Here is a 13782-nt window from a genome sequence, read left to right as displayed (position 1 = left end):
ACCTTGATTTTACCGCTCAATAATTTGCTGTTGAAGGTCAGGAATATTCAGCCTTGATGTTAACGATCAGCTTAGAGCTATATCTCTCTACTTCCCTTCGTCCGCCGTTTCCTTTAGTTCATCTTCTTTCTTCGCCTTGCCCAACTTTATTTTGGGGTTTTCCTGTGTACCGGTAATGGTCATCGGGATGCCAAATATGCCAAATGGCGGCAATCCCAGCCTGAACTGCAGATTGAGCCTCCCGTCAAGACCAACCTGCCCTTCAAATCTTGGTCTGAACCCTGCCATACGCATTTTTGTGCGTTCAATGGTCATGATGTTATTTGCTATGGTGCTTTTAATATCAACTTTGGTAACATCGCCTTTAGCCAGGCTATCGTGGCCTGTTTGCTTACCTACCGCGGTGAACAATTTAAAGCCATACAATTTCACTTTCTTTACAGATAATACACCTCCGCCTTTTATTGAGGGATATATGGGTCGCATATCGCCGTTGAGCTTACCGTTAAGCTTATAATCCAGCGATACAATGCCTTGCACATGCGCGGCCGATGATGCCATGTCATGAAACATTTTCACCTCTTTATAGGCTCTTTGTATATCAAACTCTTTGGCATTGATATGATAATCAAAATATGCCTTTTGCGGGGTGGTGCTACCATAAGTGGCATCCATTACTACGGGTGCGCCTATAAGGTTAAAGCCAGTTTGTTTAAGCAGTATCTGCCCGTTGCTGATGCTCATTTGCCCTTTGGCGTCACTAATGTTAAGCCCCATATATTGTACCTTCTTCACATCGGCAGTAAAATTAAGGTTCAGGTTAGAGGGTACCAGGATAACACCCGTTGATTTGGTTGGCCTGGCCGAAGCAGGCGTACCGGCAAAGGCCATAAAATCGTCGGCAACAATTAAACCGCTTGTCAGGTTAAAATCGCCTTTCAGTGGCGAATTTGGTTTGATGGCATAATCAATCACGTTAGATAGGGCGCCATTCAATACAATTACTGATTTACCATAATTAGCTGTAAACTGGTCAAACTTCATTTTATCCTGATTAAAGCTAAACACACCCGTTTTAATAAGGAACGGCTTGGGAAACAACTCAGAGCTGAGAGCAATATCTCTTACCTTCATAGTGCCGGAATTGGCCAGTTGATCATAACGGCCAGCAGCGGCGTCGCTTTGTTTCCCTTTCAACGAAAAATTAGTGCTGATGAACCCTTTTACGTCATATCCCCTGACGGCAAATACCTTGTAAATTTTGCCGATGTCCAGGCGGCCATGTGAGGCTATATGATAATCCAGGTCGTCAAAATTGCGCAGATTGGCCCTGAGCAGAAAAGGTTGCCCTTCAAACTTAAATGATACCGGCTTTATGTTAACCTTTAAACCTTTTAACGTGCCCGTGTTATTGAAAATATCGGCGCTCACTTGTATATCCTGTAACGGATGCGGGTAATAGCTGGTTTGTACGTAACCATTTTTCAGTTCAAGTTTGGCGTTGGTAACCGGGAATATTCGGCGTGTCGGGATAAACCGGCCACGGGTTTGGATATCAGCGTTCAGATCGCCCCTGATATCCATACTGCTATCTGCAGGCAAAAACCGTTTAATATCAGCCAGATGGAATTGAGCTTTAATGCCCGCATCTATTAATGCACCAGCGGTATTACTAAACTTTAAATACCCTTTTAAATAGTTGTTAAGAGCAACCATATTTAAATTGTAAACCTGCATGGTGGCATGTGCTATATCATGGTCGGGGCAGTTTGCATTCAGATTAAAACTAAGGCTTTTAACCGCTTCGGGCAGGCTTGCATATTTGATATATCCATCCCTGAACACAGAATGCAGCGTAAACTTAGGTATACTGGTAATTACGGTATCAACCTTCGGCCTCAGGCCCCCGCTCCTTTTTATCCCTTTTGCATATTTGCCTTCGGCCAGCAGGTGCAGCGAATACCGGCCTTTAAGATCAACCGTTTTAACACCAAAGGCCCTGTTCCATTTTTCAAGGTCTATTTCGGTATTGATCTTTGCGAATATTTGCGGTTCTTTTATCCCTTTTACCTTTATCACCGAACCAAAATAATCCTTATCAATGTTAAAGTATATCGAATCAACATTCAGGTTCAGGCTATCGGGGTTAAGGCCAGGTAGCCTGGCATCCATGTTGATGTACAGATTTTTTACCGGTGCAGGAGCTTTTCTGTTGGCTACATAACCATCACGAACTTTCATGCTAAAGCTAAGATCAGGCATTACGTTTTTTGAAGCGATGTATTTTCCGGTCAGGGCCACTTGTATGTTTCCCGCGCCGTTTATTTCGGTATCATCAACATATTTAGTGTACTCAACAGGCAGAGCTGTAAAAATATCACTCAAGTCGTTCTGATCTGATGTGATGCGAAAATCCATATCATAACCATCTTTCAGGAACTCAAAGCGGCCTTTGAACTTAACCGGCAACCGGTTAATAAGCAGGTCGTTTTTTTGGAAAGCAAAGGCCAGCGATTTGGTATTGATGCTGGTTACCAAATCGGCGTTTACCTTTTTATTAACCACATAAGCCTTATTACCGTAATAAAAATCAACAGATGTAGACTCAACATGACTGTACAGATCAAAAATGTCCTTGCTCAGGTCGCCGCTGCCCTTATAACTAAAACCACGTGCATTAATGAGCATCGGCAGCGATTTGTCATTATAAACCAAACAGGTATTTTCTACCAGTATCTGTTCAATCCCTAATGATGCACTACTGGTATCAGCCGCATTTGCCGGCTTATTATCCTTTGACCTATAAACGTTATAATTGGCCTGACCGCTGCTGTCTACCTGTATATTGATAAAGGCCTGACTTAAATAAATTTTATTGATGTTGATCTTGCTTTTAAATATCGACGAAAGATCAATAGCCAGCGAAACCTCCTTAGCCGCAACCAGTGTGTCATTTTGAAATGGGGCGCTGCCACCGAGCGAAAAATCATTTAATGTAAGCGTAAGTGCAGGAAACCTTTTAAAGAAGGATAGTCGCGTACTGGTAAAGCTTAGTTTGCCGTTAATGCTGCCACCTGCCCATTGCTTTATTTTATTTGTTACCGTTTCTGGAAAAAGATACGGTAACAAAAACATCAGCAGTAACAAACTTACAATTGTTATAGCGCTTATTTTAAGCGTTTTAACCAATATTTTTTTTATCGGCATCGGCATACTAATAATTGCGGGTAAGGCGCCATGAAGATAGCGATAAAACCCATATACAGCAGATGAAATTATGATTATGCTTATGGTATTACGTCTGCAGAAATAACGTTAGCATTCATAAATTTTTAAGTACTGTAGCAAAGCACCGCTTGATTGCGTAAAGCAAGTATAGTTTATTCAAATAATCAGGCACTCTAATACTATTTCAGTTTATGAAACACGTTCAACAAAATTTAAAAAGGCGGGCAGGCATAGTCGGGATGATGTGTTTGCTGACAGGGCTACTAACCTCCTGTTTAAAGAATCATGACAATGACTATGTTGAGCCTCCGGTAGCATTACTTTCGGTGATCAATGCATCGCCTGATTCACAGTCGGTAAGTTTCTTTTTAGATCAGAACCGGGCTAATAATGCCCCAATTCGCTACGGTCATGGGTTGGATTATATAGCGGCTTACCCCGGTAAAAGGACGGCCAGCTTTTATGTTGCAGGTTCAGGGCAAAAGATCATATCAGACACTATTACGCTTACTGCTAAAAAGTATTATTCTATCTATTTATCAAACCTGGCGAGCAAACCCGACATAATATTGCTAACCGATTCGATTACCCGTCCGGATGCTGGAAAAGCTACTATCCGTTTGGTAAATGTTAGTCCGGATGCTGGAGCAGTTGACTTGGCGGTAAAGGGCGGAAATGTATTGGCAAGCAACAAAACCTATAAAGGCGCTTCGCCTTTTGTACCGATAGAAAGCGCCAGTTCCTATACCCTGGAGATCCGCAAAAAAGGCACCTCCACTGTGTTGGTTACCTTATCGGATATCAGGCTGAACAGCAACTCGGTTTATACGGTGTGGCTGCATGGCCTCTCCTCGGCTACCGGCCTGAAAAAGCTTAGCGCTGATATACAAACCAACGCTTTTTACTATTAAGACATCCTAACCTCAGCCTTATAAAAGCCTGCTGATAAACCAGCGGGCTTTATTGTGTTGTATTGGCAGATATTAAAACTTAACATATTGATAACATGACCTTTGTAGCGTATCATTCAAATCGGCCGTAATATTTTTAAACAAATTAAAATATGAAAAAGAACCTTTACACCCTGCAATTATTAATGTGCTTTATGGTAGCATTATTATCATGTGGCAAAAAAAATGAAGTGAAAAAGAAAGTGGAGATTGACCCTAATAATTTAACTTCCTGCCGCATAAATAATACCTGCGAATTTAGGTTTACGGAACAAGCCGATATAGATAGCACGATCCGGTTTAAAAGCGGAATTTACCGCCTGTTCTGGAGTAGGGAAAATTTTTCGGGTGGAACGAATACTATATATATAAAAGCGCCCATGGAGGGCACAAGCTTTGAACTTGGCAAGGAAGACATACTTACAGGAAAAGTAGTATATGCTCAGGTATGTCCGGCGTGTTCAATGGTCGCGGTTAAAATGGTTGATGGGTATGTGAAGGGTATCAACGTAACACCCGGGCAGCCTGCCGATAAAGCCAAATGGCTGCTGGAAGGAAAAATAATGCTGCAATCAATAGGCAATGCCAATTTCAAAGACACTTTGTATGTGAAACAGTACTTTACCTCAAACTTTATAATCGACTAAACCTGGTTAAACCAGCAGTACGCCGGTCACTAAAAATTGGATGACTGCCAGCAATGCCTTTACTTATCAGCTTCCTCAAAAATAAATTATATAATTCTTAACATTCTGGGTTGCGCTGCCGCCCGGAAGGTAAGCAAAAGTGTGAGATAACCTCGCACTTTTTGCTTTTAAATAGCAGGTAACCAACGCAATTGATAGCAGGTAGTAAAACCACAAAGTGGCGTTAAATACCTGTACTTTTAAATTAGTACCTGTTTTTTCGGCTATGATTTCTTATGGAGGAGTATTTGTTAATTATGTTATATAATACACTTCATCATGAAAAATTTTGAAAAAATGGTTAAGATCTTACTTTTGGTTCTGCTATTAGGCAGCGCGCCCGCATGGGGACAAACACCACAAGATTCCGCAGCCGAACGTGCGCGGTCACGAAGTGAGTCAGGTACAGCAGATCAGGCATCGCCCGGCGCAACTCAAGGTACCAGGAAAATGTTACAGGATACCGGTGGAAAGAGCGGCGTATCGGGTATTGGAAAAGCGGACGCTGATAAAGCTACCGGGCAAAACCACGACAAGACAAATAACTTTTCGACCAGGAACCACAATGTTGTTTGGGGAATTGTGATCGTTACAGGTATTGTTTTAGTAGGGCTTATGCGCCGGAGTTACGATAATAAATAACCTTCAAAGCCCGGAGGATATACTCATAAATCTAAAGGATATACTGTCAAATTAAGACATTGTAAAAGCTTTAGGATTGGCTAAGTGGCAAAGTGAAATAAAAAGTTGAACCTTTTCCAAATTCAGTTTCCACGCCGATTTCGCCATGATGTTGGCGAATGATCTCCGCGCTTAAATAAAGACCTATGCCGAAGCCGGAAATGTGCCTGGTGTGATCGTTCTCCACGCGGTAATAACGATCGAATAGCTTCTTTGCGTCCTCCGCTTTGATGCCTATCCCCTGATCTTTTACAGTGACCCGTGCCTTTCCATCTGTAATGCGACAATCCACATCAATAACGCTGGATTTTGAAGAGTATTTAATTGCGTTACTTAATAAGTTCAGAATTACAGAGCCTACTTTGTCCCAATCGGCGTTTACTTTCACCGGTGTATAGCTCAAACGGATGTGGTGATCGTTCATTGTAAGTTCCGTTTCGCTAACAGCTTCTTTCAGCAATTCATCAAGCATAAATTCCTGTTTAACCATTGGCATTTTGCCCGATTCAAGACTGGAAAGATTAAGAAAGCCATTGATCATGCCGGTCATTTTTTTAATCTGTTTACCAGCGTTATTCAAAGCGCCGGGAACAAAGGTATCATTACTATTGCTGAGCTTAGCTTGCAGTACCTGGATGAGTATATTAACCGAGGTAAGCGGTGTTTTTAATTCATGGCTAACCATCCCAATGAAATCATTTTTCCGTTGTTCATCCCGCTTCTTTTCGGATATATCGCGGGCTATCTTTGAAATACCTACAATACGGCCTTCGTTGTCTCTGACTGGTGAGATTGTCAAAGAAACATCCAATATTTTATTGTCTTTGCTTATTCGTTTGGTTTCAAAATGTTTTACCCGTTCTCCTCTTCTTAGCCGTTCAAGAATACGCGGCTCTTCTTCCTGCCGGTCTAACGGAATGATCTTTAAAATAGGTTGGCCTATCATCTCGCTTTCTGAATAACCGAACATTCTTTCTGCCGACGCATTCCAGCTCGTGACAATACCATTCAGCGTTTTGCTCACAATGGCATCATCAGACGACGCTACGATAGCAGCCAATTTAGCGCTTTTTTCTTCTGCCTGCTTAATATCGGTTATATCCAGGGTTATGATCAAAGCCGCGTATACCTCATGAAATTCGTTCCTGAGTGGCACAAATTCCATCCTGAAATCTTCATCATCGCTACCTTTGCGGTCAACCGTAAATTGCTCACCTGCCAAAACACGATCATATAGGTGCTTGCTGGTCTGATATCTTTCCGGATCAGCTTCTGCAAGGTGTTTCCCTATGTAATTGCTATTATCATAGCCCATTTTTGTCATCAGGGCACCTTCAATGGCCATAAACCTACGATTGCTTCCAATCACCATGACCAAAGATTTAGGGATATTTAACGCTATAGTTCTAAAGAGCTTTTCGCTCCTTTGAAGCTCTTCCCGGCTTTCAGCCAGTTCTTCATTAATGGTTACCAGCTCTTCATTGGCAGCAGCCAGTTCTTCATTGGTGGCAGCCAATTCCTTGTTCAGCTTTTGTGCTGCAGCCTCACTTGCCATTAATGCTTTTGTCCGGACAGCAACAATATTTTCCAGTTCGCGGTTCAATGAAGCCAAATCTTCCTGAGTCTGCCCCAGTTCTTCATTAATTGAAGTAAGTTCTTCATTTGCCGCACTCAACTCTTCGTTTGTGGATGCAAGTTCTTCATTCAGGTTTTGTTCTTTTCGCCACGCTTCCGCAGCAAACAAATCCCGCCGGATCTGAGCGTCCTCAAGTAATTCGTTCATGTCAATTCCATAGCCGGCATAGCCGGTAAACGTACCATCGGCACGGAACCGCGGGGTGGCACGCTCTGTTACATGCCGGAACTCACCGCCATTTCTCTTTAACCGGTATGTCCTTGTAAATTCTTTCCGCGCTTCAAACGCCTTATCGTAAACAGAAAGACAATACTGCAAATCGTCGGGATGAACACTATCTTTCCAGCCATCCTCATAGTCCTGTTCTATAAGCCGGCCGGTAAATGTTAGCCATGCTGTGTTAAAAAAGCAACAAATTTTGTCCGTACCTGATGCCCATATCAATAAAGGCGTTTGGTCTGAAATAAACCTGAATTGGTCATCAGCAGGATTAAGAGGAGTATTTGCTTCCATAAATTCAAAAAAATATTTTAGTCAATCTGACCACAGTCAGCCAGAAATACCATTTATAACTACTTAAAGGCTTTTGTGTTTTATAAATACATGATAATTTTGCTTAACAAACGCCCATTCCAAACTATTTTCAGCGCTTCGTTAATAATCCTATTTCTGATAACAAACCAAATAAAAAAACGCATTGCAACAGAATGAACAATAACGATTTTTAGCTTGGATTGGTTTTTAAATATCGTATTTTTATATTGATCAATCACCTCAAAATTATGTGGTTAACATCATCAATCTGGTTCGAAATAGCCATAGTCAGCATCATCTACGCGCTTGGCAATATTATTTTCGGGCATTTTGAAGAGCGCACTCCCAAGGCCCGCCGGATTGGAAAATATATACTTACACTTGTTATTATTACTTCAATTTCTTTTTTCTTTGGCAGAGCGGTTGCTATGATTACTCTCAGCGTTTTTATCTTGCCGGTTCTATATATCCATGCCTACTATCTACCCCGAAAAAAGGGCATCAACGGATTAACCGGCGAACCCAAAAGCAAGTATTATGAGTTCAGAAAATGGGATAAAAACATCTTTAAAGAGCAATAAAGAAGTTTCATCCGCTTGCTTTAATAATTACCATAAAACGTCCCTGCTTTTAAGCCTATTCTGCTCTGAAGCTTTTAGCAGGATTTTAATAATTAATCGTTATTGTACACTTTTTAAACCGGCTTATGGAGGAGTTGAGAAAAACAGCACGAATAAATAGTGATCAGGAAATAATATTATTAACCAAAACGGAGAAGTGACCGCCTTGTTGAGCGCCCGCTTTCAAACCGGGAAAGCCCCATAGTATATGTCCTTCATTTTTTTCTGGCCCAAATATAGGCCCGCCGGCTTGGATATTCCACATCTTCATACGGACGCCTCTCTATGGCGTCAATTATATTAAAACCCGTTTCATCAAGCAATTTTATTATGTGATCTGTCTTAAAAAAGAATAAATCAATATCTATTTCTTTGTCATGAGCTTTGTCGAAATGAACTACTTCATCACCAGCGTGAAACGAAAATAAAAAATCGCCTCCTGTTTTCAATACCCTGTTTATTTCTCCGAAACACTGCCTGATTTGGTCACTTGTAAAATGCACTATCGCATAAAATGCAATTGCACTTCCAAGATACTCTGGCGAATAAACGATATCCAACAAGTTCCCGGTTTCAAATTTAATATGAGGAGAAAGCCTTTGTGCAACGCTAATCATCGCCGGCGATAAATCAATGCCGATGATATTTTCCAAACCATTATCGTATAGAAATTTTGTTGTTTGTCCGGGCCCGCAGCCAAAGTCGGCGCATAGTCCTTTGTCTTTATTGACAGATGCAAATTCCTTCAATAACAATCGGTCAAAATGTTTTTTGAAGAGTTCGTCCCAGCGGTCAGCCGCATAGTCGTCGGCCACCTGGTTGTAACAGCTTAGTACTTTCTCTTGTGAATTCATTTAATCTCAGGCTCCTACTTAACTTTGCTCAATAAATTATTATCTCACTCTTTCTTTGATTCTTCTCGCCAGGTTTTGCCTTCATAGGTTATGACCAAATAAGCCCATTGGAAAATCTGTGAACCAAGCCAGTGTACTATTATTTATTTGAATTGAGAATATATGTTCCCATGGAATAAACCCGAGTAGCATTACAACTGTAAACAATATTATAAGCCTAAAAGGCCATTTTTTGTTGTTCAGCGAAAGTGATGCAGGTTCAGCCATTCAGAAAGAATTACAGACGAAAGATAATCACTTAAAATATGATTTGCAATCTCAGCTTGAGGATTTGATGGTTTCGATTGCGACACTTTTTCTAAAATGGGGTTCTTAGCCCTGCTATTGGTCAAGTGTGGTAAATGACGAAATACTTGTAACTACCCTATATATTTTTATAAAATCCTGTAAACAGGCTGATATCTGATGTGCCATTTCTATCCACGTATGCCTCCTTTACAAAATGATACCACAATTTGCTCAAATTCGTATCAATTCGATACTTCGTAAAACTGTCGTATACGCAATTCGCTACATTTATCTATCAATTTAACCAGTTATGAAAAATAAATTTGCCTATATTAATTTACTGGCACTGGCATTTGCTGTAACCAGCTGTACAAAAACCGAACAACCAACTCCGGAAACCGGTACAGACCAGCGCGTGGCCCTGGCCACAACTGCAAATGCACCTGTTCCAAATACAATTAGCACAATTGCAGGCCAACGGTATACATCGGGCTCTACTAAACTGGACGGGCCTGCATTGTCTGCGCGTTTCAACTTTCCCACCGGATTATTTTCTACCGAAAGCGGAATACTGTATGTTGCCGATACGCGTAATAACGCAATCCGTCAAATCCTTAATGGCCAGGTAACTACCCTAACCCTGGCACCCAACAATTACGGGGAAACTATACATGAACCAATTTATGTAGGTTTGCAGCGGATAGGTACTATTCACGTAATATGCGCTGTCAACCAGGACGGCGACCCCTACAGCCAGTCATGGATATTTGGCCCTACCGGTGAATTTGTAGCCAGCCAATCGGACGTTTATATAACCCGAAGCAGTTTGGCTAAAGACCCTTACGGCGATTTTTTCTGGACCAGCGTTCACATGCAGATATTAAAGCACCAGGCGGTAACCAGTGAATACATAGGTAAAGATCCAGTGACGTATGATACGAGCATACTACCCGAAAATGATTACCACCGGGGCACTGCTTACCGTGCCATGTTTGTGGGATATAATAAGGTAAAATACCTTGGGGTAAACAATCATATGTATAAGCTTACGCCATCCGGCGTTTTTGCAAGAATTTACGCGGATTTACCATTAGGCAATATAAGCTGCATTATTACAAATAAAGACAGTCGTACCATATATATCGCAGCTGATGGTTACATCAAAAAAATAACCGACAACAAACTGACCATTTTGGCAGGCCCGAATGCGAATACTCCGGACGGCAGAGATGGTGTTGGGTTACAAGCCGATGTACACGCCAATAGCTTGGTGTTAGCGAAAAACGAGGGCGAGAACACTATTTATTTCACAGACACATTCACAAACACCATTCGCAAATTGTCGTTAAAATAAACTGAACGGCCATGAAATCAGGAATCGATTCTGAGTACTCTTTTACTTTTCTTGACCGTCTTGTAACTACTGTTATAGTGCAACATCCCGCATAAAACACGAAACCAACCGCCAGGTTAATTAAGCCTGGCGGTTGAATAGATGCTGTTCTAACGATATAACGATGTTATATGCGGTTCCCTAAAAGCTCATCCATAGCATCTACGGAAATCTTTGTATCACTCGCGCCCAATTTGAACTTTTTTTTTGTAATGAAATCTGTTTCCTTAACTGAATTTTCGTTAAAATTAATAAAACATTGATCATAAAGTATGTAACTCTCTGCCAATTTATACATTATCTGCCCATAATCATGATATTATAACTTTACAATATTCTTTTAATTAACTTTAAAGAAATATCCAATTATCATGAAAAATATTTACCTGTCATGCATTGCTGTATGCATAGTGGCTTTATCCTGTAAAAAAGATTCGACACAAAAGCCAATTTCTACTGAAGTGAATACCGGGCTCCACGCAGTCAGCTTTACGGTTCCTGGTTTCGAGAGCACAACAGAAGGTTTAAACACTAACAGCGCCGGGGGAAGCGCATTGTTAAAGAATCAAATAAAATACTTGCATTTGGTTATTTATAAGGATAGCGGAATTGTAACAGATCCGCAATTTGAACAATATCCTCAATTCGCAGCAGGCCCCGTTAAAGAAGTTATTCAGAAGTCGACAGATGCCAATTTCGGAACCTTTAAAGAATCTCTAAGTGATGGGCAATATTGGTTTTTTATAGTTGGCGATCAGTTAGCAGGTAAAATAAATGAGGAAAGGACAAATGGTCACGGCGGTTACTGGACGCTTCCCTTTTACCACCTTGATAACGCGCTTTTAACTTCGGGTATATATTTCGGCGGGTTCGATACCCTAATAAAGGCGCCTATCAATAAAGTGATCAAGCTTAAGCGTATGGTAAGCAAACTCACTATTCGCATTACAGACGCAATACCCGCTAATGCGTCAAAGTTTATTTTGACGCTGACCGATTACCCGCCTGCTTTTGATCTATTAAATGGAAATGGAAGATTCCACGGAACAGAGGACCTATTTGATAGCGCGCTCTTTAGTTACAATATTAGTACCTCCCAAATTGGAAAATCTAATTTTGAATTTAGTACAATCGTTCTCCCTTACCGGTCTTTCTATGAAAGTGAGATACGTTTAGATTGCGTAGATAAGATAGGGAATGTTATAAATCATAAGGTTTTGCCAAGTAAGGGTGGTGATGAAGTTTGGATTGAAAGAAACACAAACTATATATATACCGGAGCCTTTTTTACAAAGGCAGCACAATTTACAATTACTTTAGATACCAAATGGAATGCACCGGTAAACATACCCTTCAGCGTCAGTTATTCAAAACCCAGTAAAACCAGCAAATAGCATTAATCAGCCCATTAATACCCAAACTAAAAATGAAAAAGCTCCTCAAATCTTATCTGAGAAGCTTTCCAGGTGATCCCATCAGGATTCGAACCTGAGACCTACTGATTAGAAATCAGTTGCTCTATCCAGCTGAGCTATGGGACCATCGCGATTTTTTCGCGGTGCAAAGATGCAAAATAATGCTGAAATATCAATCAAGTTTATTGCAAAACTATAGTATTTTTCACAGTAAAACATAAAGTTACAGCGGTGGATAAAAAACAATAGAAAAATAATCATCACTAACCCCCCCAAGGCATTATATTAATCAATATCACCACAAACACATTCAATGCATTTTTTATATTTGATCAATCCGTATAAATTATGAGCACATCAAAAAACTTGTTTCTGCTAAGTCAGGACACTAACCGGCGTAAATTTATCTGTAATCTCACCAAAGTAGCAGGTGCTACAGCACTGTTAACAGCGCCGGCCATAGGTAGGGCCGGTAGCTTTTTGGATATAAATACCGATCTGACGGTAGGCGATATTATGGATCTGTTTATCAATCAGGTACCCGGCGGCCCTTTAAGCAGCACTGTTGATACGTTAAAAGCCGGAAGCAGAGATATAAAAGTGACGGGTATTGTTACCACCATGTTTGCTACCATTGAGGTGATCAAAAAAACCATCGCATTAGGAGCCAACTTCATTATAGCACATGAGCCTACTTTTTATAATCACGCGGACGAAACCTCATGGCTGGCCGACGATGAGGTTTACCAATATAAAGCAAACCTGCTCAAACAACACAACATAGCCGTATGGCGCAACCATGATTATATACATCGCCTTAACCCTGATGGTGTACGAATGGGGCTACTTAAGCAACTTAACTGGTTAAGTTATTACAACTCCGATGCAGGCAGCATACTAATGCTCCCGGCTACATCGCTAAGTTCATTGATCGGGTACTTAAAGCAAAAACTGACTATCAATAAGGTGAGGTACATAGGCAGCCCTGAACAAAGTTGTAAAAAGATATTACTGATGCCCGGCGCCGCGGGTGGTACAAGACAAATACAAGCAATGAGCAAAGAAAAACCCGACGTTTTGATATGCGGGGAAATACAGGAATGGGAAACTGCGGAATATGTGCGGGATGCGCAGTCAAAAGGCGAAAAACTATCCCTGATTGTATTAGGGCATATTGCCAGCGAAGAACCAGGCTCAGAATTTATGGCAACCTGGCTCCATGAAAAAGTACCAGGCATTAAAACAACGCATATACCAGCTAACAATTCCCTATCGTTTTTGTAATGCAGTTGTACCTGATTATATGACACAACTAAACATATTTGTTGTTAAATAATTTAACATTACGTACAATTGCAAATTACTGTGCTTTAATTGCACGCGTGCTAATTACATGTAAATCATACAGTTGTTATTATTTTACAATTTTTGATAAACAGGTGCCAGCATCGGTAATTAGTATCTTTTAAATGTTCTTTTTATATAAAAACAACGTAT

At 40.8% G+C, this 13782-nt stretch carries 10 protein-coding genes and 1 tRNA gene; 7 read left to right on the top strand and 4 right to left on the bottom strand.

From position 1 onward, the window contains the following. Positions 1-87: 87 nt before the first annotated feature. The gene (locus J2W55_RS03130) at positions 88-3207 is read right to left on the bottom strand and encodes an AsmA family protein (protein ID WP_310091838.1); all 3120 of its coding nucleotides are present in this window, start codon (positions 3205-3207) and stop codon (positions 88-90) included. Between the two features lie 212 nt (positions 3208-3419). Between J2W55_RS03130 and J2W55_RS03125 the strand changes: the two genes are divergently transcribed. From J2W55_RS03125 to J2W55_RS03115, 3 genes are all read left to right on the top strand, one after another. Next, positions 3420-4139: a DUF4397 domain-containing protein gene (locus J2W55_RS03125; protein WP_310091836.1), complete on the top strand. Its 720-nt coding sequence runs from the start codon at positions 3420-3422 to the stop codon at positions 4137-4139. Positions 4140-4291: 152 nt separating this feature from the next. Beyond that, positions 4292-4825 carry a hypothetical protein gene (locus J2W55_RS03120; RefSeq protein WP_310091834.1) on the top strand — a complete coding sequence of 178 codons (534 nt, stop codon included), beginning with the start codon at positions 4292-4294 and terminating at the stop codon, positions 4823-4825. Positions 4826-5143: 318 nt separating this feature from the next. Beyond that, complete coding sequence (locus J2W55_RS03115) at positions 5144-5506, top strand: hypothetical protein (protein WP_310091832.1); 363 nt, start codon at positions 5144-5146, stop codon at positions 5504-5506. Positions 5507-5576: 70 nt separating this feature from the next. On the opposite strand, the gene J2W55_RS03110 is transcribed toward J2W55_RS03115, so the two are convergent. After that, positions 5577-7694 (bottom strand): PAS domain S-box protein, encoded by a 2118-nt coding sequence (locus tag J2W55_RS03110; RefSeq protein ID WP_310091831.1) that lies wholly within the window; start codon positions 7692-7694, stop codon positions 5577-5579. A gap of 269 nt (positions 7695-7963) precedes the next feature. On the opposite strand from J2W55_RS03110, the gene J2W55_RS03105 reads away from it, so the two are divergent. Then, a complete protein-coding gene (locus J2W55_RS03105) occupies positions 7964-8296 on the top strand; it encodes a hypothetical protein (RefSeq protein WP_310091828.1) in 333 nt (110 codons plus the stop codon). A 254-nt stretch (positions 8297-8550) separates the two neighbouring features. Here J2W55_RS03105 and J2W55_RS03100 read toward each other — a convergent pair whose 3' ends face one another. After that, positions 8551-9150 carry a class I SAM-dependent methyltransferase gene (locus J2W55_RS03100; RefSeq protein WP_310091826.1) on the bottom strand — a complete coding sequence of 200 codons (600 nt, stop codon included), beginning with the start codon at positions 9148-9150 and terminating at the stop codon, positions 8551-8553. A 637-nt stretch (positions 9151-9787) separates the two neighbouring features. Here J2W55_RS03100 and J2W55_RS03095 point away from each other — a divergent pair. Both J2W55_RS03095 and J2W55_RS03090 read left to right on the top strand, forming a co-directional pair. Continuing rightward, a complete protein-coding gene (locus J2W55_RS03095; RefSeq protein WP_310091824.1) occupies positions 9788-10831 on the top strand; it encodes a hypothetical protein in 1044 nt (347 codons plus the stop codon). 410 nt (positions 10832-11241) lie between these two features. After that, on the top strand, positions 11242-12264 hold the full coding sequence (locus J2W55_RS03090; protein ID WP_310091822.1) for a hypothetical protein: 1023 nt from the start codon (positions 11242-11244) through the stop codon (positions 12262-12264). A gap of 73 nt (positions 12265-12337) precedes the next feature. On the opposite strand, the gene J2W55_RS03085 is transcribed toward J2W55_RS03090, so the two are convergent. After that, positions 12338-12411 (bottom strand) — tRNA-Arg (locus J2W55_RS03085). Between the two features lie 222 nt (positions 12412-12633). Here J2W55_RS03085 and J2W55_RS03080 point away from each other — a divergent pair. After that, positions 12634-13569, top strand: coding sequence for a Nif3-like dinuclear metal center hexameric protein (locus tag J2W55_RS03080; protein ID WP_310091820.1), 936 nt, complete (start codon positions 12634-12636; stop codon positions 13567-13569). Positions 13570-13782 lie beyond the last annotated feature (213 nt).

Source organism: Mucilaginibacter pocheonensis (assembly GCF_031456535.1).
GTDB lineage: Bacteria > Bacteroidota > Bacteroidia > Sphingobacteriales > Sphingobacteriaceae > Mucilaginibacter > Mucilaginibacter pocheonensis.
Note: the sequence above shows the minus strand (reverse complement) of the source record. Positions and strands in the feature narration are given on the sequence as shown.